Raw genomic sequence first — 22,723 nt, 5'->3', positions numbered from 1 at the left:
AGTATGAAAAAGCTAATTTTTCCAACCACATTTCTCGTTGCGATTTTTATCTTCTCCGGCTGCCGGAAAGATATGCATAACCTGAATGTTAATTCAAAACAGGCGCTGGTTGTGCCCGGAGATATGTTGTTCTCAAATGCACAAAAGAATTTCGCAGATATAATAACAACTCCGAATGTAAACAATAATGTTTTCGAGTTTATTGTTCAGTACTGGGCAGCAACTACCTATCCGCAAGAAAGCAGGTATGATCTCGGCAACAGGAACATACCACAAAACTGGTGGACCATCATCTACCGGGATGTATTAAAAGACCTTGGAGAAGCACAAAATTTAATTGCTGCTGAAACTCCGTTGCTCGACGAAGAGAAGGTTGCCCAACAAAACAGGCTGGCAATTGTGAAAGTAAGCAAAGCACATGCTTACTATGTGCTGGTAAATACTTTCGGTGATATTCCCTATTCAGAAGCACTGAATATTGAAAACACCACTCCGAAATATGATCCCCAGCGTACCATCTATTATTCATTGCTTGATAGTCTTAATGATGCGATCAGCAATATGGACTTAACCGGCGAAAGTTTTGGCTCCGGTGATCTGATTTACGATGGTGATATGGAAGCCTGGTACAAGTTTGCCAATTCACTGCGACTTCGGTTCGGGATCCTGCTAGCGGACATCGACGCTGCAAGATCAAAGAAAGAAGTGGAAGCTTCTGCCCCTGATGTGTTTGAATCAAATGATGACAATGCCGTTTTCAATTATCTTACGACTCCACCTAACACAAATCCTATCTGGACCAATCTTGTGCAAAGCAATCGAAATGATTATGTACCCTCAAATACAATTATCAATGTGATGAATCCATTGAATGATCCCAGGAGACCATTCTGGTTTACACTCGGTCCGAATGGAACTTATTCCGGAGGTATTTATGGGGCGGGTAATACATTTAGTAACTTTTCGCATATGAGCGACAAAACGTTGGCGGCTGATCTTCCCAGTGTTATCATGGATTATGCTGAGGTTGAATTTTTACTTGCTGAAGCTGTTGAAAGAGGAATGAATGTGGGCGGTACGGCTGCACAACATTACAGTAATGCGGTTAGGGCATCTATTGCGTATTGGGGTGGAACGGAAGCACAGGTAGCGACTTATCTTGCCAACCCTGCGGTCAACTATGTTACTGCAGCGGGTAATTACAAACAAAAAATTGGTACACAGCTTTGGCTTGCTTTATACCTACGTTCGTTTGATGAGTGGGTCCACTGGCGCAGGCTCGATGCACCGGTTTTGGTGAAACCAGCTTCTGCCATTACAGACATTCCTGTTCGATACACTTATCCGTTTAACGAGCAAAATCTCAATGAAGTCAATTACACATCAGCTTCGCAATCAATTGGCGGCGATGCAGTAACAACGAAGTTGTTCTGGGATAGGTAAACAGAGAAATGAATTATGAGTTATGAATTATGAAATCAGTTATGAGTGAGTGAAATATGAGTGCTTTATGAAGCAGTCATATCTCATAATTTGCATTTCATAACTGATTTCATAACTCATAATTCATATTTCATATTTTTTTCTAATTGGTTGTGATTAAGAGCGGTTGAAACAAATTCTTTTTTAGTCGGGCTCTACCAATAAAGCGATCGCCATCGATTTTATAGAATTGGGATGGGAAAATCATGATGTCTTCTTCCCGTGTATCAAATAATAAATCCTTGCTGACCTTACCATCTTTGGTAATCTTTGAAACGATCACCTGGCCACCAAATCCATCCAGGTGATATCTTGGAACTTCATCTTCGGGAAGTTTAAGATTTTTAAGATTATCAAGATAGAGAAAGTAATATCCTGTTTCGTCATTGATAAGTTTAAAGCCCATAGTACCGCGACCGGCCGAACCTCTTTGCCTTTTCGGAATCTTACGCATCCACTCAAAAGCACCACTTGCATTAACGCGGGCGGCAAATATGTCTTCATAATAATAAGTGTAGGTGATCCTGGTATAGCCGGAGGAAGATGTAGAATAATGTTGTATTACCTGGTACTCTTCACAGGTAATCAGGATGCCGCCGTCTTTCTCAACGATCACATCTCTTACCTTTAGATTTTTCGCTTCATAATCATCGTTCTTTTCAATTTTTCTCCTGCTCCTGGCTGACTCAAATTTGGCGAGCTCCTCTTTGGGAAATTCATAATACCCATTTTTATACTTTACTAGTTTATTATCTTTATCGATGGTGGATAGGAATATACCATCCGTACCCGCACCTTTTGATTTCTTACTGTATGTACAGGCAATAATCATTTCATTAAGGGAATTTTCTGTTATCGTGGTTTCACGGATATAATTTTCGTCGACTGTAACAGGTATAGAAATGATTTTTTTACTGTCTTTGGTAAATTTCAGAACTTCATAATGATATCCCGGTTTACCGGTACTCTTATCCATTTCCTTACGCTTTTCAGATTCGTAAACTTTTGCCAGCAGATAACCATTTCCCTTTGAATCTACCGAGAAATCGGAATTGTCCATAACAGCCTCGGTATACGGCATTGTAAATTCATTGCCCCAGATCTTTTTCATGTTGTTATCAAAAACCTGGAAACCAATTTTGTCGAAGTTCTTTTTATCGTTCCGGGTTTCTGGCGTAAGGCGATAACTGACGCAAAGAATTTTCCGTTCAACGTCAAAGTCGAATTCGTATTTATCTGTTGTTTTTGCCCCATAAAAACCCCGCGGCATTTTACTTCCTGCAATTTTGGAAGTTTCGAACATCTTTCGATTCGCTTCCGCGATCTTGCCGGTCTGCACATTTATTTTGTCGTAGAACAACATCTCTGTTTCTGAACTTTTATCCCAATCGCTGTGCAGCCAGAAATAATTGTTATTACTGAAATCAGCCAGGATTTCGCTGTTAAAATTCCTTGTTACATCAAGATCAATTTTTTGTTCAAGCGATTTGTTTAAAGTCTTAGGATTGAAACGAACGACTATTAATTCTTCTTTCTTAATGGACAGGTTAACCAGTCCATCTTTTTCGTTCCCGAAAAATGCTAGGTCCTCGGTCTTGCGTGGCAGATCATATTCCTGGCCAAGCTTAAAATTGAACTTTGAGTTTTGTGCGTATGCACCGGTGTAGCTGATGGATAAAAAGCCGGCAGCTAAAAGAAAAAGGGGTTTAGTCATTGATCGGAGTTAAGGAGTTAATAAGTTTCTGAATTTATGTTGTATAATAAAGCTTTTACAGGCGATCTTGAATTGTTTATGTGATTAAACTTATATTTTATCACATTCAATTTTATTTATGCCCTTACATTTTATTTATGCCTTACATTTTATCAAATGATGTATATATGAAAAGCTATCGCATCATGTTAAGGCGCGGTCATCATACCTGACCCTGTTGTTTTATAAGTGTTTATTCCCCAGGTTCCTACAAATTCTATATCACAAAATGTTACTGTAAGTTTGCCGTTTACGTGCGTCACATAAGCTTTTCCGGGACCAGAGCTAAACACAACCTCACTATATTTAGATGATATGTAGATTGAATATGGATTATAGTCAGAAAGTGCAGTCGAACTTTCAATTGTATAGATGCCATCTTCCGGTTCGAGAAAATCCCAATACATATTGAAATGAATGTTCAGATTCGGATAACCCGGGCCATAATAACCGGTCATGGTTCTTCGTCCATATAAACCATCTCTCTCAACTGTGACAGATGAAAATTGTATATCTGGTATCGAGGAAAAGGATGCTGTATTTGTGACGACAGAACAAGGAGCAACTGCGGGCAGGTTAATGACTTTGATATATATGCTATCAAATTGAGAAGGGCAGTCTCCATTACCTACACTGAGATAATACCAGCCCTGATCTCGTTTTGAAACCGCGGGGTTAAAATATCCCGGGCCACCCGAAATGGTGTTCGGGTTCTCTCCAAGATGCCAGATATACAGGGCGCTGGTTGCAAGCAGATTTGTTTTGAGGTCTAGTGTATCCCCTACATAATAGCTGTCTTTACCTCCCGTGATTTTAATTTGCTGAATTTCGGCACAGTTGTCCGATTGTTTTCCGCAGGAGGTAAAAAATAAAAGCAGCGGAAGAACTGAAAGGATTGTTTTCATAGTTTTCATAAGATAGGGCCGGCTTCTGCAAGTTGGACCAAAATTCAAAGCGGGCAGAATTAAAGGCGGCTCCAAATTATATAAAAATTCCCTTTGTTGCAAGCTTTCGAACAACCGGGTTCTTATCGGCAGGAATGGCTATAGAACGATCATCACCATCTATCTGCCAACAATCATAAAAAAGCCCCCCTGGAAAAGCCGGGAGGCATTAAATATATAATATATAAATGATTACACTTATAACTGCTCTACAATATTATTGAACGAGATACTGAAAAGAATGTCGGTTTTAATAAAACGATGTATCCGAAAGGCTGTTGTTTTTCATTAAACGAGATAACTGAAAAGGTGTCGTTTACTATTAAACGAGGTAACCGAAAAGACTGTCATTTTTATTGAGTTCTGTAAAAGTGATGTTGTAGCGCTGCATATTAAGCAACAATACTTCATAGTCTTTTTTGCTTTTCAATTCTATTCCAACAAGTGCCGGGCCTGTTTCTTTATTGTGTTTTTGCATATATTCAAACCTGGTGATATCATCATCCGGTCCGAGTACATGGTTCACGAACTCTTTCAGAGCACCGGGCCGTTGCGCGAAACGTATAAGAAAATAATGTTTGAGCCCTTCATATTGCAGGCTACGCTCCTTTATTTCCTGCATCCTGTCTATATCATTGTTACTTCCGCTTACAATACAAACAACCTGTTTGCCACGGATCTGATCCGTGAAATCATCCAGCGCAGAAATAGACATTGCCCCGGCGGGTTCCACAACAATTGCGTCCTCATTGTATAGCTGCAATATTGTTGAACATATCCTTCCTTCCGGAACCAGGTGCATGCCGTCCAGTACATCCTTACAGATAGAATATGTTAATTCGCCAACACGTTTTACTGCAGCACCATCAACAAATCTTTCGATATTTTCAAGGGTAACCGGATGGCCCGCCTTGAAGGCAGCAAGCATTGATGGTGCACCTTCCGGTTCAAGGCCAATCAGTTTTGTTTTAGGAGAATAAGTTTTAAAATAAGATCCGACTCCGGCACTAAGTCCTCCACCACCGACAGGCATAAACAGGAAATCGATATCTGACTTATCCTGTAAAATTTCAAGCCCGACTGTTGCCTGGCCCTCGATAATCCGGTAGTCATCGAATGGGGGAATAAAAGTCATTCCATTATCTTCCGTATACTGTTTTGCCGCAATTGCACAATCATCAAACGTATCGCCAACCAGCTTCACTTCAATATTATCCGCACCAAACATTTTCGTTTGTTTAACTTTTTGGTTTGGCGTGATAATCGGCATAAACACAACACCCCGTGTATTCAATTTCCGGCAGGAATAGGCAAATCCCTGGGCATGATTACCCGCGCTGGCTGTTACAACACCCTGTTGCAGGTCTTCATCAGAGAGGCTACTCATCATATTATAAGCGCCTCTCAGTTTGTAAGAGCGTACAACCTGCAGATCTTCCCTTTTCAGATACACATCACATTGATACTTACGGCTGAGATTGTTATTATAAGTGAGCGGCGTGCGATTAATAATCTTATATAACCGTTTTGCTGCAGCCTCAAAATTTAGCAACGGTCTTGTATTGGTTGGAACTTCCATATTATTTGTTTTTCCCGATATATACAGCAAATGCTTTTCGCCACCCTTCTCTGATATCGTTTTCAGGATGATCTCTCAAAAGGTTATAAAAAGCATTTGCTGTCATGAATACTACGCCTGAATCTGTATTCTTTTATATCACGCGTATCACTTGTTATGTTCAGTTCGCGGAAGCCGTAACTTTTTTGCCTGCTTCTTCTGCCTTCTGATTTTCAGGACGAAGAGATCTCACTGTTTTTCCAGCCTGCCACAATTCGCTATCTCTTAATTCTTTCAGTTCAACTTCCAGTTTCTCGCGATAGTCTGCCTTGCTGTTGCTTTCAATTGATTTAGCAGCCTCTTTTCCTGAAGCAACGCTTTCGTATAATTCAGTGAACACGGGTAAGGTTGCATCCCTGAATTTCTTCCACCAGTCCAGAGCACCACGTTGTGCAGTAGTAGAACAGTTTGCATACATCCAGTCCATTCCGTTTTCTGCTACAAGTGGCATAAGTGACTGGGTCAGCTCTTCAACAGTTTCATTAAATGCTTCCGAAGGTGTATGACCTTTCTTACGCAGTACTTCGTATTGAGCAGCGAAGATTCCCTGGATCGCACCCATCAATGTTCCTCTTTCACCGGTAAGATCTGAGTAAACTTCTTTTCTAAAATCTGTTTCAAACAAGTACCCGCTTCCAACAGCAATTCCCAAGGCAATTACTCTATCTTTTGCTTTACCTGTTGCATCCTGGAAAATCGCATAGCTACTGTTCAATCCACGACCCTGCAAAAACATCCTGCGCAGAGAAGTACCTGATCCTTTTGGAGCAACAAGAAACACGTCTACATCTTTAGGAGGGATGATATTAGACTGTTCGTTAAACGTTATTCCAAAACCATGAGAAAAATATAAAGCTTTTCCTGGTGTCAGATGTTTCTTTACAGTTGGCCACAATTGAATCTGAGCAGCATCGCTTAACAAATAACAAATGATGGTTCCTTTTTCAAGTGCCTCTTCAATTTCAAACAGGGTTTTTCCAGGTACAAAACCGTCTTTAATAGCTTTGTCCCAGGTTTTCGAATCTTTCCGCTGACCTACAATTACGTTGATACCGTTGTCTTTCTGGTTCAATGCCTGGCCCGGACCCTGTACACCGTAACCGATTACTGCTACCACTTCGTTTTTCAGGACTTCCTGAGCTTTAGCAAGCGGGAATTCTTCGCGTGTTACGACATTTTCTTCCACGCCCCCGAAATTTAGTTTTGCCATGATGAGACTTTTTATTTGTGATTTGTTTATTAATTATAAAACGACTTATTAGAGTTATGAGTGATGAGTGATGAGTGATGAGTTAGTTATTAGTGCTTTAGTTATGAGTTTTAGATACTTTATTTAGATACTTTATTTAGATACTGTTTTATATAAGGGCGTATGATGTTCTATATAAAGGGGTGGAGGCTTACATGGTAAAAACTTCATCCTGTTGGTCCAGAAATTCATTTTCAACGAGTTCTTCGCCGGGTTCCACTTTTTCAAATTCTTTTAGGCGTTCATGGAAGCCGTTACTTGCTTTGATGATCGCCACTCTTGCGCTACGGACGAATTCAATTAGTCCATAAGGTTCGAGTACAGTTACAAGTCGCTCTGTTTCCTCGCGGTGACCGCTTGTTTCAAAAATGGTGTAGTCTTTACGTATCACAACAGCACGTGCGCCATATTCGCGGAGCAAACGCTCGACTTTTACTTTTTCAGCGATTGCATCTGTTGACACTTTATAAAGCGCAAGCTCCTGCCAGACAATCTCTTCATCAGTATTATAAAAGGCTTTTAAAACATCAACCTGTTTTTCAATCTGTCTCGCAAGTTTCTTCACAACATCTTCCGTTTCATTGATCACAATGGTAAACCGATGTATGCCTTCGATTTCAGATGGTGATGTGTTGAGACTTTCTACATTTATCTTTCTGCGCGAAAATATTATAGCAATCCGGTTTAATAAACCGATTTGATTTTCTGTGTATACGGTAACCGTGAATTCCTGTTTCATATAAAAAATTTATCACTGTTCTTTTGATGATGTTGGTACTGGCAAGACTTATTCTTTAGACCTGGTTGAAATGCATTTGAATTTCAATTGATAGTTTCCTTACTTCAACCTGATCTCGGCAACACTGCAACCCTGTGGCACCATTGGAAAAACATTATTTTCTTTTCCAACCATCACTTCAAGCAGATATGATCCGTCATGATCAAGCATTGTTTTCAAAGCATCCTTCAGTTTTGCGCGTTCAGTTACTTTGTTACCCTCTATATAATATGCTTTTGCTACAGCCACAAAGTCGGGACTGGTAATATCAACAAAAGAATATCTTTTATCATTAAACAATTGCTGCCACTGGCGGACCATTCCCAGGAACTCATTATTCAGTATGAGGATCTTTACATTCACCTTGCTTTGCATAATTGTACCCAATTCCTGGATAGTCATCTGGAATCCACCATCTCCGATTATTGCAACAACGGTCCGGTCCTGATCACCAAACTTTGCACCTATAGCAGCAGGTAAAGCAAATCCCATTGTGCCAAGACCGCCACTGGTAATGTTACTTTTTGTTTGATTGAACCTGGCATAACGACATGCTACCATCTGGTGCTGACCTACATCGGTCACAATGATTGCATTACCCAATGTTAATTCGTTCAACGCTTTGATTACCTCCCCCATGGAAAGAATTTCAGTAGTTGGGTTCATTTCAGGAGTAATACAAAGTTCCTGCTCCTGCTCTTCGTATTCACGGAACTTCTGTAACCAGCCCGGATATACTTTTTGCTCAACAAGTTCAGTCAGCATAGGCAAAGTTTCTTTACAATCGCCCCAGACACCAACAGTTGCTTTTACGTTTTTGTCTATCTCGGCCGGGTCTATATCCAGGTGAATCACCTTTGCCTGCTTGGCGTATTTATCGAGCCTGCCGGTAACACGATCATCGAAACGCATCCCTATCGCAATCAGCACATCACATTCGTTAGTCAGAACGTTCGGACCATAGTTCCCATGCATTCCAAGCATTCCCACGTTCAATGGATGATCAGTTGGTATGGCACTCTCACCCAGGATTGTCCATGCTGAAGGGATACCGGCTTTTTCGATAAAACGCTTAAACTCATTTTCAGCTCTGCCGAGTATTACGCCCTGGCCCCAGATAACAAATGGCTTTTGCGCTTCATTGATCAGCTTCGCAGCTTCTTCAATATATTTTTTCCTGATTATAGGTTTTGGCCGATAGCTACGGATATGATTACAGATTTCATACCCTGCATAATCGAATTTCTGTAACTGTGCATTTTTTGTGATATCAATTAACACAGGTCCAGGACGACCACTACGTGCTATATAGAATGCTTTGGCAAGTGTTGCCGGAATTTCTGAAGCATCTGTAACCTGGTAGTTCCATTTGGTAACCGGGGTAGTAATGTTGATCACATCAGTTTCCTGGAATGCATCAGTACCCAGCAAATGAGCAAATACCTGCCCGGTGATACAAACAAGCGGCGTACTATCTATCATGGCATCAGCAAGACCGGTTACCAGGTTAGTGGCACCGGGGCCGCTCGTGGCGAATACAACTCCCACTTTCCCTGAACTACGGGCAAAACCCTGGGCAGCATGAATTGCACCCTGTTCATGTCGTACGAGTATATGTTTTATTTTTTCCTGGTAATCATATATGGCATCATAAATTGGCATGATGGCCCCACCAGGGTAGCCGAAAATGATATCAGAACCTTCAGCAAGCAAAGCCTCCAGAACAGCGACCGAGCCACTCACGGATTCCACACTCTTAGCCCTTGTTTCTTTTACTTCTTCTTTGGTTGTCAGTTGGATGGTACTCATACTTATATATTTAATAATTCAACTCTTTTTCAATCAGAGTGGTGAGTTGTGAGTGGTAAGTGGTGAGTTAGTTATGAATTATGAGTTATGAGTTATGAGCTTTATTTCACTCACCACTAACTCACCACTCACAACTCACCACTCACAACTCACCACTCACTACTAAAAATTACGCTTCGTCAGTAACGCAGCCTTCCGCAGCGTTTTTCACGCTCATAGCGTATTTATACAACAGTCCTTTTTTCACCTTAAGCTCCGGCTTTTTCCAGGCCTTCTTACGTTCAGCTATAACCGAATCTTCGACTTTAAGATGTATAGTATTATTTATTGCATCGAGTTCAATGATGTCGCCGTCCTGGACAAAACCAATAAGCCCCCCTTCATAAGATTCCGGTGTGATGTGACCAACCACGAAACCATGAGTACCACCACTGAAACGGCCATCAGTAATTAAAGCAACACTTTTACCGAGTCCCGCACCGATCAGTGCAGATGTTGGCTTAAGCATTTCTGGCATTCCGGGCGCACCCTTAGGTCCTTCATTTTTAATTACCACAACATCTCCGGGCTGCACACGGCCTGAGCTGATGCCTGCTATCAGCATTTGCTCGCCGTCAAATACACGTGCGGGACCTGTAAACTTCTCGCCTTCTTTACCGGTGATCTTTGCAACACTTCCCCCTTCGGCCAGGTTACCATACAATATCTGCAGGTGACCGGTCGGTTTAATGGGATGTTCGAGTGGATATAATATTTTTTGAGTTTCAAAATTGATAGGCGCGATATCTGCCAGGTTTTCTTTCAGCGTTTTACCTGTTACGGTAAGACAGTCGCCATGCAGCAAACCCTGGTCAAGCAGGTAACGCATTACTGCAGGAACTCCGCCGTGTTCATGAAGATCCTGCATCAGGTATTTCCCACTCGGCTTAAGATCCGCCAGCACTGGTACTCTATTGCTGATAGCCTGGAAATCATCCTGTGTCACAGTCAATCCAACAGATTTGGCAATTGCTATAAAGTGAAGCACTGCATTGGTTGATCCACCCAGCACCATGATTACGGTCATTGCATTTTCAAATGCTTCACGTGTCATAATATCTGATGGCTTGATATCTTTCTCAAGCAGGATGCGTATAGCCTTACCGGCATCACGACATTCCTGTTGTTTTTCCTCGCTTAATGCAGGATTTGATGATGAATAAGGAAGGCTCATACCCAGAGCTTCAATAGCAGATGCCATGGTATTCGCTGTATACATACCACCGCATGCACCGGCCCCGGGACAGGTATGTTTTATGATCCCTTTGAAGTCTTCAACACTAAGATTACCAGCTATTTTCTGACCTAGCGCTTCAAAAGCAGAGACAATATTCAGATCCTGCCCTTTATAATGTCCTGGTGCAATTGTACCACCATAAACCATGATAGATGGTCTGTTCAAACGACCCATTGCCATAATTGAACCCGGCATGTTTTTATCGCAGCCCGGAACAGTGATAACACCATCATAATACTGGGCGCCACAAACTGCTTCGATGCTATCCGCAATCAGGTCGCGGCTAACAAGAGAATAACGCATACCATCTGTTCCATTACTCATGCCGTCACTAACACCGATTGTATGAAAAGTTAATCCCACCAGGTCATTTTCCCAAACTCCTTTTTTTATAACAGCAGCGAGCTCGTTCAGGTGCATGTTGCAGGTATTGCCATCATAACCCATGCTGGCAATACCGACCTGCGCTTTATTCATATCAGCATCTGTAAGACCAATGCCATATAACATAGCCTGTGCTGCAGGTTGTGTTTCATCCTGTGTGAATGTCTTCGAATATTTATTAAGCTCTTTGTTCATCCCTGATTTTTTCTGCTATGCTTTAGCCAATTTATTTGAAAGTGATTCGCTTTGCCTGGTTTATTGTTAAAGTGAATCGTTTAAGTGATGTTTGTTTGTTGTCTATTTGCTGTCCCAGTGCACTATACAAGTTGTCCCAGTTTATTTATCGGTTCTTTGTCAGCCAGTATCGCTTTTTCAATCACCCTGTTTTTATATGCCACCTGGATCTGCCTGCTTACTGTGTTGTTCCATTCTTTATTAAAAGGAACACCATCCAGTGACTCCCATCCGATAACTTCAGCGGCGGTTCCACAGAAAAAAGCAGCATCGGCACCTTTAATGGTCTCAGTCGTAAAAAATGATTCTTCTACTACAATCCCTGCTTCGCGACAAATGTCGAGCACTGTTGAACGGGTGATACCGGGAAGAATGTTTCCCGGTGCAGGAGTGAAAATTTTACCATCTTTTTCATAAAACATATTTGCCCCGGGACCTTCTGCCACAAAACCATTCATATCGGCAAGCAATGCTTCATCATAGCCGGCAGCTTTCGCTTCCTGGCTTGCCATAATTGAGTTTACATAATGGCCGGTAGCTTTTGCCTGAATCTTAAAACCTTTAGGATTCGGGCGCTGGAAAGATGAAGTCATCACCTTTAATAAGGTGTTTCCCAGGAAGGGTTCCATCTTCCAGACAGCAATCATTATATATGATTCTGTGTTCCGGTTGAAACTCATATTTGCCGGGCAATAAACCAGTGGCCTGATATAAGCATCCTGCAATTCATTCAGACGAAGCAATTCATAAGTTGCCCTGATCAAAGCATCAGATTCGTATTCATAAGGAAGATTCAGCGCAAGTGCAGATTGCCTGAGTCTTTCATAATGTTCTTCAGCTTTAAAAATCTTTGTTTCACCACTTACTGTCCGGTAAGAACGTATTCCTTCAAAAACACCATAGCCATAGTGCAGGGTTTGTCCATACAGGTCAACCTTTGCTTCAGCTGCCCGAACAAAACTTCCGTTCAGGTATATGAGCGTATTTTCATCATAATAACTAGCCATAGTGTAAAAATTTTTTGACAAGCGGTGAAAAAAAAACGACCCGCCTTTTTTGGAGGCGGGTCGCTTAGTATCTTTTAGTTTTTATGTTATACGTTAGCTCCACCTCCGTTAAATACAGGTATAATAATAATGACGACCACAATAATGACTGTGATTAGTTTTGCAACAATATTATTTATCCTGCTATTCAACATCGTGAGCTGTATAACACGAATATACGAACCGCCTTTAAAAAAACAAAGAACTTTTAAGAGAATTATGAATTATGAGTTATGAATTATGAAACCAGTTATTAATGTAACCGGGTTCATTTCATAATTTTCTTTCATAATTCATATCTCATAATTCATATCTCTCTTGAAATAATTCTCTTCAAATTATTGTAGAGTTTCTCAACTCGATGTTTGACTTACTTATGCCATCGGGAGTGCGCTTTGTCACAAAATCACTAACCAACTCGCCGATTGTGGAGGTAGAATAGAAGTTTGTGGAGTCGATGTCCCTGGTCACAAACCCATTCACCAGCGTCCAATCAACAGCTTCTCTTACGAGTGCTGCTTCGGTAGTAAGGCCAAAATGATCCAGTAACATGGCCGCTGAAAGAATTGATCCAAGCGGATTTGCGATGTCTTTGCCGGTTGCCTGCGGATAAGAACCGTGAATTGGTTCGAAAAGAGCAGCACCTTTACCAATGGATGCGGATGGCAACAAACCAAGTGAACCGGTAATTACACTAGCCTCATCACTGATAATATCACCAAACATGTTTTCTGTAAGAATTACATCAAACTGCCTTGGATTTAGAATGATTTGCATGGCAGCATTATCAACAAACAAAAAATCAACATTCACATCAGGATAACCTGGTGCCATATCCTGAACAACTTTCCGCCATAACCTTGAAGTTTCCAATACATTGGCTTTGTCAACCAGTGTAAGTTTTTTTCTTCTTTTCTGTGCGTGCTGGAAAGCCAGGTGTGATACGCGCTCAATCTCTTCCTTTGTATAAGTACAGTCGTCGGTAGCTACTGTTTTTTCTGCATTGATTTCTTTTTTGCCAAAATAAATACCTCCTGTTAATTCGCGATAGATCACAAAATCGACTCCCTCGATGTTTTTTGTCTTTAGTGGTGACAGGTGATGAAGAGCAGGATAAGTATTTACTGGTCTTATGTTGGCAAATAGTTGCAACGACTTTCTGAGTTTAAGCAAACCTTGTTCAGGTCTTACTTTAGCTGAGGGGTCGTTGTCATATTTCGGATGGCCAATTGCACCGAATAGAATGGCATCGCTGCTTAGCGCGGCTTCAATCGTTTCATCAGGCAGCGGATTGCCGGTTTTATCGATTGCATCGGCTCCCATCAGGCAATACTTATAATTAAACTGGTGATGAAATTGCTCAGCAACTGCGTTTAACACTCGGATCGCCTGCCTCGTAACTTCGGGACCAATACCATCGCCTTCAATAACTACTATCTGTTTATTCATATAAATCTATTTCTGAGTCGTGACTAATTCGTTATCCTCTTCTTTTGTGGCTGATGTTCCTTTGTACTTCTGTTCAAATGCCAGGATCGCATCACGGTTACTTAATAAATAATCGATATCATCATAGCCATTTAACATACAGGTTTTTTTATAATCGTTGATATAAAACCTTTCCTGGTCGCCGGTTGAATCAATTGTGATTGTCTGATCTTCGAGGCTCACTTTAATGGTTGAATTGGGATCAGCTTTCACAACTGAAAAAATCTTTTGCAGGAACTCATCCGAAACCTGAACAGGCAACAGGAAGTTGTTGAGCGCGTTACTCTTGAATATATCTGCAAAAAAACTGCTGACGACAACATCAAATCCATGGTCCTTTATTGCCCAGGCAGCATGTTCACGGCTGGAGCCTGAACCAAAGTTTTTGCCGGCAACCATGATCTTTCCTTTATAGGTCGGATCATTCAGAACAAAATCGGGTTTTGGCTGATTGTTATTATCATAACGCCAGTCACGAAAAAGGTTGTCACCAAAACCGTCCCTGCTGGTAGCTTTCAGAAAACGTGCAGGGATTATCTGATCGGTATCAACGTTCTCAATTTCTACCGGAACAACTGTTGAATGAATGATATTTATGCTTTTGCCCATTGTTTGGATCTTGTGTTAATTTTCTAAAAACTCTCTTACATCACTTACCACTCCTGTTATTGCTGCAGCAGCCGCTGTGAGGGGACTGGCAAGTAATGTTCTTGCATTCGGCCCCTGGCGGCCTTCGAAGTTCCGGTTTGAAGTCGAGATACAATATTTGCCGGCAGGTATCTTGTCTTCATTCATACCAAGACAAGCTGAGCAACCTGGTTGCCTTAGTTTGAAGCCTGCTTCTTCCAGCACTTTATCCAGGCCTTCTTCAATTGCCTGCTTCTCTACCTGTTTAGAGCCGGGTACCACCCAAACTTCAACGCCGTCGGCCTTATGTTTACCTTTAATAAAAGAAGCAACCAAACGAAGGTCTTCTATACGTGCATTTGTACAGCTGCCAATAAAAACATAATCTACCTTCTGACCCTTAATCCTGGCGCCGGGTTGAAGACCCATATAGTTGAGAGACTTCATAAAAGAAAGTCTCTCAGATTCATCCATATCATTTTCAGAAGGGATGAATCCACTAACGCTCATGCCCATCCCAGGATTGGTACCATAGGTAATCATAGGGTCTATTTCTGAACCCTGTATATTTATTTCTTTATCAAAAACTGCATCTTCATCGCTGAACAATTCTTTCCAGTATTCCATCCGGCTATCCCACTGTGGGTTATCACCAACGGACGAAGGGGCGAATAACCGTCCCTTCATATAATCAAATGTAGTCTGATCAGGTGCAATCATACCTCCGCGGGCACCCATCTCTATACTCATATTACAGATGGTCATCCTCGCTTCCATTGAAAGACTGCGGATAGCTGAACCTGCAAATTCTACAAAGTAACCGGTGGCTCCGCTGGCTGAAATTTTTGCGATTATATAAAGGATGATGTCTTTGGAAACAACGCCTTTATTTAATTCCCCATCCACATTAATACGCATCAACTTTGGTTTGCTTTGAAGCAAACACTGTGTTGCCATTACCATTTCTACTTCACTGGTACCGATTCCGAAAGCGATCGCACCGAAAGCGCCATGCGTACTGGTGTGACTATCTCCACAAACAATGGTCATACCTGGCTGCGTAATTCCAAGTTCGGGACCTATAATATGAACAATGCCCTGGAACGGATGTCCAAGGCCATATAATTCGATATCGTGATTCTTACAATTTTCAATTAACTGCTGCACCTGCTTCCGGGATAACTCATCCTTGATGGGAAGATGTTGATTTTCTGTAGGAACATTATGATCCGCCGTTGCTACTATTTGTTGCGGACGAAAAACCCTGAGGCCACGCTTTTCCAGGCCATTAAAAGCCTGTGGCGAAGTTACTTCGTGTATAAAATGTTTATCGATGTACAGAACACTCGGGCCGTCGGGTATAGACTGCACTACGTGTTTGTCCCAGATCTTCTCAAATAGTGTTTTGCCCATATGGTGGTTTTAGCAAAATGGTGTTATTGTCAAAGTTGTTTTTAGCAAATGATCAGGCAGATACAATGGGTTGATAAGTTGAAGCCATTTCCTTCAGATCCTCATCTTCAACTTCCCTCTTATTATCTGCTACGATCAAAAACTCGTTGTATAAAATATCTATATCGTTCCTGGTAAATTGAAATCCAAGCACATGAAAACGGTGTGCAAGAGCAGAGCGTCCACTTCTTGCTGTTAACACAATCCGTGAGCCAGCAGCCCCGACATCTTCAGGGTTGATAATTTCATAGGTTGTTGAGTCTTTCAGAAATCCATCCTGGTGAATACCAGAACTATGAGAAAAGGCATTTGCTCCCACTATAGCCTTGTTAGGTTGAACCGGCATACGCATGGTATCTGAAACCAGGCGGCTCATGGGGTTCAGCTGGTTAGCCCTGATATCTGTATAGAAGCCGAGGGTCTGATGTTGCTTTATCACCATAACTACTTCTTCAAGCGATGTATTACCGGCTCTTTCTCCCAAACCATTGATGGTACACTCAATTTGCCTTGCACCACTCATTACACCTGCAATTGAATTGGCAGTTGCAAGACCAAGGTCATTGTGACAATGACAGCTGATTATCGCCTTGTCGATATTGGGCACATTGTTTTTCAGATAAGCGATTTTTTCGCCGTATTGATGCGGCAGACAGTATCCGGTTGTGTCGGGAATATTTACTGTTGTTGCACCGGCGGCAATAACTGCTTCGATAACGCGGGCAAGGTACTCGTTTTCGGTACGGCCGGCATCCTCTGCATAAAATTCAACGTCATCTGTAAAGTTCTTCGCCCATTTCACGCACTGAATAGCCCTTTGAAGGATATCTTCCCGGTTAGAATTAAATTTGGATTTAATATGAAAATCCGAGGTGCCAATCCCGGTGTGGATCCTGGGCCTTTTCGCGTTTTTCAGGGACTCACCTGCCACTTCAATATCCTTTTGAACCGCGCGGCTGAGTGCGCAGACAGTGGCATTGGTAATCACCTTTGAAATATCGCTAACGCTTTGAAAATCACCGGGTGAAGAAATAGGGAAACCGGCTTCGATGATATCTACGCCCAGGTCTTCCAGGGCAAGCGCAAGCTCAATCTTTTCTTTGGCGTTTAATTTACAACCTGGCACCTGTTCGCCGTCGCGGAGCGTTGTATCAAAGATGAAAATTTTCTGATCGGCCATAAAAAGGGATTGAATTTTTGTCAAAAAAAGCTGTCAGATCTTTACTTTTGTATCGGAATCAACAAGTTACAAACAGACAGCCTCCGAAATTACCCAACTTTCCGGTGGAAAGGAAATCAAAATAAAGGTTAGATTACAGGGTTGAAGGATATTTGAACTAGCTGAAACATACTGCAGTACAGTATTATAACGTTTTTTATTTACGATGCCCAACCGATCTACAGATGCGCTGTTTCAGCTTATTAAGTCTCTGGAAAAGTCAGAGAAAAGGAATTTTAAGCTTTATGTGAACCGCCACTCTTCCGGGGAAGACCTTAAAATCGTCCAGTTATTCGACGCGCTTGATAAAATGGAGGATTACGACGAAACCCTGCTGCTTCAAAGGCACAAAAGCATCAAAAAGCAACAGCTTTCAAATATGAAAGCGCATCTTTATCGCCAGATCCTAAGCAGTCTGCGCCTTATAAAACAAGAAGATAATGTTGATATTCAACTACATGAGCAGATGGATCATGCCAGGATCCTGTACAATAAAGGCCTTTATCTCCAAAGTCTGAAAGTGCTGGACCGGATGAAGGAATTCGCCCGAAGTCATCACCAGCTCACCTACCTGCAACAGGTGCTGTTTTTTGAAAAGAAGATTGAAGCCCTCCATATAACCCGTAGTATGCAGGACAGGGCAGATAAACTTACCGCACAATCAAACGAGGTGAACTCGCGGCTTGTGCTGGTAACAGTGCTTTCTAACCTTTCACTCCAGTTATATAGCTGGTACATCAAAAATGGACCAGCCAGGAACGAAAAGGATGAGCAGGCCATTCAATTGTTTTTTGATACTCATCTGCCTTCGAACGCATCGGAAGCCAGGGGATTTTATGAGAAGTTATACCTGTACCAAAGTTATTGCTGGTATGCTTTTATCCGCCAGGACTTCCTGATGTATTACCGTTATACCAGCCGCTGGGTGGAACTTTTTGATAAGGATCCGTTTATGATTGAAGTGGAAACGGCACATTATATCAAGGGTATGCACAACCTGCTAAGCGCACATTTTGATCTGCAGAACTATAAAAAGTTTAACGAAGTACTTCAGCGTTTTGAAACTTTTTCAGAGAGCGATATCGTTACTCATAACTATAACAACCGTATTCAGACTTTTGTCTACCTCCATATCTCAAAGCTGAACAAACACTTCATGGAAGGCACTTTTAGTGAGGGGGTAAAGCTTGTTCCCTATATAGAAGAGAAACTCCATGAATACAGTTTATATCTCGACCGTCACCGGGTACTGGTTTTCTACTACAAGATTGCATCGCTATATTTCGGAAGTGCGGATTACGAAACTACGGTCGATTATCTCAATAAGATAATCAACTGGAAGGTGGATCTGCGTACCGATCTGCAGTGTTATGCAAGGTTGCTTCACCTGATTGCACATTATGAGCTCGGTAATTTTGAACTGCTTGAATACCTGTTCAAATCTGTCTACCGCTTTATGGCTAAGATGGAAAATCTGAGTCTTGTTGAAGAGGACATTTTTAAGTTTTTGAGAAGAAGTTTTGGTTTGTCGCCAAGGAAACTGAAACCAGAATTCGAAAAATTACTTGAGAAGTTAAAACAACAGGAAAAAAGCAGGTTCGAAACCCGGGCTTTTGCTTATCTCGATATCATTTCATGGCTGGAATCCAAGATCAGCGATGTTCCTGTTCAGGATGTGATTCGTGCGAAATACCTGAAAGAGTCAAAACGAAAGGCTGTTGAGACTCAGCCTTAGCAGTGTTATTTATTCGAATACATCATATTTTGATTTCGCTAATCAGATGTCGTATTAGTCGCGCTTATTTTTGAATTGTTGATTTTTTCACGTTCATGGCGTTCACTCGGTTCTTCCCTTCGCCGGATGGGCCTTTCGGTTGGTTTGATTTGCCACTGTGATTCCTGGTTAGTTTGGTCGTTTATGCCGGTGGCTGCTGTTGTCTCCGGTCAGCTTTTAGCGCCTTGATCGGCTTTGTTAACCATTCTTTCAGCGGTAGTGGCTGCCCCGCCCTGATCGGCTTCAGTAACTCCGACCAGGAATCGAATGTGGCAAATCAGACCAACCTCAGGCCCATCCTGCATGCTTCAATCTCGTTCTTAAGGGAACATGCGACCAGCTCAACAAAATTCAACATTCACTTATCGCAGTTATCAGCATTGCAGTCTCTGCATTCCATTATTAGCACTTCTATTAGCACTTCAGGTTTCAGCATTCCGTTAGCAGCATGCAGTTATCGCAATGCAATAGTTGCAATTGCAATTATCCCGATAAGCTTCTCTATGCTTCGCTGAACTACGCTTGTCGAATTATACTTCAACTTCAACAATTCAGATGTTGATATTCAGCTATCGACATTTCTATTTTCTCGCTTCTATCTCTGTGTTTGAATCATACCGCCTTCAATTCGCCGGCAAGGTGACAACTAAGCCTTACCAATGATACATGCAGAAAATAAGAAATGGCTGAACATTGCATTGTAACATTAAGGCGTTACAGTACTAGGTTGCTAACCTTGCAGGTTGCAGTTCTACTTCTTTAGTCCAATGTGATCCTTCCAGACAATTGCAGATCCCCAGCTGAAGCCCTTGATATATTAGTTAAAGCGATTAGCACTATGAATGCTTTGATGATAGCGGCAATGAATTTAACTATGCGACCTGCAATGAAGGAATAGTAAGAAATGTAATGACTGGTCGCATAGTCCCCCAAATGGATGAGTGAGTTGGGAGCGGGATGGTGCTTTTGTTTGGCCTTCGTACCGTGGTTAGAGTTACTGCAGCCGATCAGGGCCCAACAGTAACTTCCCCTGAAAGAATTCTTAAAAAAAGCCGATCAAGGCACTAAAAGCTGATCGGAGACAACAACAGCCACCGGTATGAACAATGAAACTAACCACGGGACACAGCCAAACAAAAGCACCATCCTGCTCCCAACGGAGCGAAGGAATGCCACAGAACTGTTGCACAATCGTGCTGTAACAACCTTGAAGATCTATAACTAGAATTTTACTTCAAACTATGAGACCGTTGATACTCGAGATAAGCATCAATCCCACCCTTAAGATTAAATACATAATCTTTATTGAATCCGTATTGATTTATTAATTGCCTGATTGCTTTTGCTGACCTGCTACCCGACTTACAATGAAATATCAGCCTCTTATTTTTGCTAAGCTTTTCTTCCACATCAGCTGATCCATTAATAATGTCTTCCATAGGTAGTAGCATTCCGCCAATATTAACCTGGTCATATTCGGCCTTTGTCCTCGTATCAATCAGATCAATCATCTCCGCATTCTGTTTCATCCAGTAAAAATCCTGCGCGGTGATTTCGTTGATGGGATTGGTGCCAGAGCAAAAAGCCTCATAGTCAATCAGGGTATTGATGGTGGGGTTTTCACCATTGAGTGGGTTATCAATTCTTCGGTTAAGGGTAAATGTTTGACTACTCATACCGAGCGCTTCGAAATGAAAAATCTTACCTGACAAAACTTTTCCAATACCGGCAACTATTTTGATTACTTCCAACGCCTGTATAGATCCTATGATTCCAGGCAAAACACCCAATACTCCCGCTTCACTACAGTCTGGTACTGATTCAGGTGGCGGAGATACAGGAAACAAATCGCGGTAATTGGGACCGCGGCTTCCATCGATGTTTAAAAAATTAAATACCGAGACCTGGCCCTCAAACCTGAATACAGATCCGTAAACCAGAGGTTTACCGGATAAAACCGCCGCATCATTGATAAGATAACGTGTCGGAAAATTGTCAGAACCATCTGCAATCACATCATAGTTCCTGATGATGTCCATGGCATTGGATGATGTTATTTTTTCAGGGTGCGCTATTATGTTGATTAAAGGATTTAATTGCTTCAATTTTTCGGCCGCAGTACCGGCTTTCGATTCCCCGGTGTCATCTGTATCAAAAAGAATTTGTCTCTGGAGATTGCTGATATCTACATAATCATCATCCACAATACCGATGGTCCCAATTCCTGCTGCCGCCAGGTACAGCAATATTGGGCTGCCAAGGCCTCCCGCCCCTATCACCAACACCTTTCCAGCCTTAAGTTTAAGCTGTGATGATTCACCAAAGCCATTCAGGCGGAGATGACGGGCGTATCTGGCAAGTTCGATTTCAGTTAAAGAAGACAATTGAATAGAATTATGAATTATGAGTTATGAGTTATGAGTGAGTTATGAATTATGAAATAAGAGTATGCTATATGATTTTTTGATTTCACTATGTTTTTGTCTTCAATTATGATTCCGCCACGGTTTTGACTTCAATCATAACAACAAATATTATAAAACCCATGAAAATGCGAAGATCCGCAATTTTATAACTTACAACTCACTCATAACTCTTTCATAACTCATAACTCATAATTCATAACTCTATTCAACTGTCTTAGAAAAACTGAAAATTCAGGATTTTGACCTGTTCAAACTCCAGTTGAGGATTCAGCTTCCAGCAGCTGGTAATAATAGATACTTCGGCGCTTACCGAGATGATGATATAATGAAATCCGGGTTTTGCTATACTTGCTTCAAGTGGGTCCGGAATAGAGGATTTATCGGGATGCGAAACATACATTCCAAGAAGCGTCACCTGGTTTTCTTCAGCGATCTTTTCTGCATTCAAGAGATCCGCGCCGCTTAGTTGTAACATCCCGGAACCTGTAACATGTGTCACCTGCACCGTTCCATCGTGGTTGACCACCCCATAGAAAAAACCACGGCATACGCTGGGGTAGGCAGCGACTGCATCACTGATCATCTGATCGTTCGGCTTCGGTAGTATTGCTATCATATAAGATGAGATATTATATAAATCATATTCCTATCTGATATAAAAATTGTTCCACCGGGTTAATTCCCTTCCAAACCAAGCGAGGATTCAATCCATCTTGTCTCGAAATCGTTTTTTCTGGCTTTCGATTCAGTCAAATCTGCACTCCCAAAATTTCTCCTGAACAAATCCCCCTGAATAAATCCCCCTGAATAAATCTTCGTGAACAAAATCCCTCCTAAACAAACCCTCGTCAACCAATCCCTCCTTAACAGCAATCATTTCAAGTTAAGATACCCAACCAGGATACAAATCGCTCAAATTATCTACTACGTTTTTCACTGCGGTCACTCCTTTGTGCTTAAACTTAAAAACTTTCTCGTGTTTTTCAACTTACAACCCAACTCACCACTCAACTTACCACTCATCACTCACCACTCACCACTTTTATATAACTTCTTTCACCGAGCTCAATCATGCTGCTTGGTTTGTTAATTTAGCGAGTTTTTTTTCTAAGGTAGCTATTTGTTGTTTCCGTTGTTTTTCTTTGTATTCATCCATGTTGACGG

At 41.6% G+C, this 22,723-nt stretch carries 16 protein-coding genes; 2 read left to right on the top strand and 14 right to left on the bottom strand.

Annotation, left to right across the window (positions count from 1 at the left end):
• The first annotated feature begins 3 nt into the window (after nucleotides 1-3).
• On the top strand, nucleotides 4-1,443 hold the full coding sequence (locus VK664_RS07415; RefSeq protein WP_461397995.1) for a SusD/RagB family nutrient-binding outer membrane lipoprotein: 1,440 nt from the start codon (nucleotides 4-6) through the stop codon (nucleotides 1,441-1,443).
• A gap of 142 nt (nucleotides 1,444-1,585) precedes the next feature.
• Here the strand turns inward: VK664_RS07415 and VK664_RS07410 are convergent, their stop codons facing one another.
• From VK664_RS07410 to VK664_RS07355, 12 genes are all read right to left on the bottom strand, one after another.
• Nucleotides 1,586-3,196, bottom strand: a complete 1,611-nt coding sequence (locus VK664_RS07410) for a hypothetical protein (protein WP_461397994.1) — start codon at nucleotides 3,194-3,196, stop codon at nucleotides 1,586-1,588.
• A 188-nt stretch (nucleotides 3,197-3,384) separates the two neighbouring features.
• Complete coding sequence (locus VK664_RS07405) at nucleotides 3,385-4,140, bottom strand: hypothetical protein (protein WP_461397993.1); 756 nt, start codon at nucleotides 4,138-4,140, stop codon at nucleotides 3,385-3,387.
• 361 nt (nucleotides 4,141-4,501) lie between these two features.
• Complete coding sequence (ilvA, locus tag VK664_RS07400) at nucleotides 4,502-5,758, bottom strand: threonine ammonia-lyase (RefSeq protein ID WP_461397992.1); 1,257 nt, start codon at nucleotides 5,756-5,758, stop codon at nucleotides 4,502-4,504.
• A gap of 160 nt (nucleotides 5,759-5,918) precedes the next feature.
• Nucleotides 5,919-7,007, bottom strand: a complete 1,089-nt coding sequence (gene ilvC, locus VK664_RS07395) for a ketol-acid reductoisomerase (protein ID WP_461397991.1) — start codon at nucleotides 7,005-7,007, stop codon at nucleotides 5,919-5,921.
• Nucleotides 7,008-7,197: 190 nt separating this feature from the next.
• Nucleotides 7,198-7,785, bottom strand: a complete 588-nt coding sequence (ilvN, locus tag VK664_RS07390) for an acetolactate synthase small subunit (protein WP_461397990.1) — start codon at nucleotides 7,783-7,785, stop codon at nucleotides 7,198-7,200.
• 99 nt (nucleotides 7,786-7,884) lie between these two features.
• Entirely contained in the window at nucleotides 7,885-9,633 is a 1,749-nt protein-coding gene (gene ilvB / locus VK664_RS07385; RefSeq protein ID WP_461397989.1) for a biosynthetic-type acetolactate synthase large subunit, read from the bottom strand.
• A 169-nt stretch (nucleotides 9,634-9,802) separates the two neighbouring features.
• Nucleotides 9,803-11,488 (bottom strand): dihydroxy-acid dehydratase, encoded by a 1,686-nt coding sequence (gene ilvD / locus VK664_RS07380; protein ID WP_461397988.1) that lies wholly within the window; start codon nucleotides 11,486-11,488, stop codon nucleotides 9,803-9,805.
• A 122-nt stretch (nucleotides 11,489-11,610) separates the two neighbouring features.
• A complete protein-coding gene (gene ilvE, locus VK664_RS07375) occupies nucleotides 11,611-12,534 on the bottom strand; it encodes a branched-chain-amino-acid transaminase (protein WP_461397987.1) in 924 nt (307 codons plus the stop codon).
• Between the two features lie 372 nt (nucleotides 12,535-12,906).
• The gene (gene leuB, locus VK664_RS07370; RefSeq protein ID WP_461397986.1) at nucleotides 12,907-14,022 is read right to left on the bottom strand and encodes a 3-isopropylmalate dehydrogenase; all 1,116 of its coding nucleotides are present in this window, start codon (nucleotides 14,020-14,022) and stop codon (nucleotides 12,907-12,909) included.
• Nucleotides 14,023-14,028: 6 nt separating this feature from the next.
• Nucleotides 14,029-14,670, bottom strand: coding sequence for a 3-isopropylmalate dehydratase small subunit (leuD, locus tag VK664_RS07365; protein ID WP_461397985.1), 642 nt, complete (start codon nucleotides 14,668-14,670; stop codon nucleotides 14,029-14,031).
• 15 nt (nucleotides 14,671-14,685) lie between these two features.
• Nucleotides 14,686-16,101, bottom strand: coding sequence for a 3-isopropylmalate dehydratase large subunit (gene leuC / locus VK664_RS07360; protein ID WP_461397984.1), 1,416 nt, complete (start codon nucleotides 16,099-16,101; stop codon nucleotides 14,686-14,688).
• Nucleotides 16,102-16,153: 52 nt separating this feature from the next.
• A complete protein-coding gene (locus VK664_RS07355; RefSeq protein WP_461397983.1) occupies nucleotides 16,154-17,320 on the bottom strand; it encodes a 2-isopropylmalate synthase in 1,167 nt (388 codons plus the stop codon).
• A 205-nt stretch (nucleotides 17,321-17,525) separates the two neighbouring features.
• Between VK664_RS07355 and VK664_RS07350 the strand changes: the two genes are divergently transcribed.
• On the top strand, nucleotides 17,526-19,094 hold the full coding sequence (locus VK664_RS07350) for a hypothetical protein (RefSeq protein ID WP_461397982.1): 1,569 nt from the start codon (nucleotides 17,526-17,528) through the stop codon (nucleotides 19,092-19,094).
• A 1,268-nt stretch (nucleotides 19,095-20,362) separates the two neighbouring features.
• On the opposite strand, the gene VK664_RS07345 is transcribed toward VK664_RS07350, so the two are convergent.
• Nucleotides 20,363-21,517 carry a ThiF family adenylyltransferase gene (locus VK664_RS07345; RefSeq protein ID WP_461397981.1) on the bottom strand — a complete coding sequence of 385 codons (1,155 nt, stop codon included), beginning with the start codon at nucleotides 21,515-21,517 and terminating at the stop codon, nucleotides 20,363-20,365.
• Nucleotides 21,518-21,773: 256 nt separating this feature from the next.
• Nucleotides 21,774-22,175, bottom strand: a complete 402-nt coding sequence (locus VK664_RS07340; RefSeq protein WP_461397980.1) for a hypothetical protein — start codon at nucleotides 22,173-22,175, stop codon at nucleotides 21,774-21,776.
• Nucleotides 22,176-22,723: the final 548 nt, after the last annotated feature.

Source organism: Flavitalea sp., from assembly GCF_035489435.1.
In the GTDB taxonomy this organism is placed as follows: domain Bacteria; phylum Bacteroidota; class Bacteroidia; order Chitinophagales; family Chitinophagaceae; genus DATHKG01.
This window is presented reverse-complemented; position numbering and strand designations above follow the sequence as displayed.

Excerpts from the sequence above, each read along its gene's own strand:
- VK664_RS07415 (WP_461397995.1), top strand. The coding sequence starts at position 4 with ATGAAAAAGCTAATTTTTCCAACCACATTTCTCGTTGCGATTTTTATC.
- VK664_RS07410 (WP_461397994.1), bottom strand. The coding sequence starts at position 3,196 with ATGACTAAACCCCTTTTTCTTTTAGCTGCCGGCTTTTTATCCATCAGC.
- VK664_RS07405 (WP_461397993.1), bottom strand. The coding sequence starts at position 4,140 with ATGAAAACAATCCTTTCAGTTCTTCCGCTGCTTTTATTTTTTACCTCC.
- leuC (WP_461397984.1), bottom strand. The coding sequence starts at position 16,101 with ATGGGCAAAACACTATTTGAGAAGATCTGGGACAAACACGTAGTGCAG.
- ilvA (WP_461397992.1), bottom strand. The coding sequence starts at position 5,758 with ATGGAAGTTCCAACCAATACAAGACCGTTGCTAAATTTTGAGGCTGCA.
- leuD (WP_461397985.1), bottom strand. The coding sequence starts at position 14,670 with ATGGGCAAAAGCATAAATATCATTCATTCAACAGTTGTTCCGGTAGAA.
- VK664_RS07350 (WP_461397982.1), top strand. The coding sequence starts at position 17,526 with ATGCCCAACCGATCTACAGATGCGCTGTTTCAGCTTATTAAGTCTCTG.
- ilvB (WP_461397989.1), bottom strand. The coding sequence starts at position 9,633 with ATGAGTACCATCCAACTGACAACCAAAGAAGAAGTAAAAGAAACAAGG.
- ilvE (WP_461397987.1), bottom strand. The coding sequence starts at position 12,534 with ATGGCTAGTTATTATGATGAAAATACGCTCATATACCTGAACGGAAGT.
- VK664_RS07340 (WP_461397980.1), bottom strand. The coding sequence starts at position 22,175 with ATGATAGCAATACTACCGAAGCCGAACGATCAGATGATCAGTGATGCA.
- ilvN (WP_461397990.1), bottom strand. The coding sequence starts at position 7,785 with ATGAAACAGGAATTCACGGTTACCGTATACACAGAAAATCAAATCGGT.
- VK664_RS07355 (WP_461397983.1), bottom strand. The coding sequence starts at position 17,320 with ATGGCCGATCAGAAAATTTTCATCTTTGATACAACGCTCCGCGACGGC.
- ilvC (WP_461397991.1), bottom strand. The coding sequence starts at position 7,007 with ATGGCAAAACTAAATTTCGGGGGCGTGGAAGAAAATGTCGTAACACGC.
- leuB (WP_461397986.1), bottom strand. The coding sequence starts at position 14,022 with ATGAATAAACAGATAGTAGTTATTGAAGGCGATGGTATTGGTCCCGAA.
- ilvD (WP_461397988.1), bottom strand. The coding sequence starts at position 11,488 with ATGAACAAAGAGCTTAATAAATATTCGAAGACATTCACACAGGATGAA.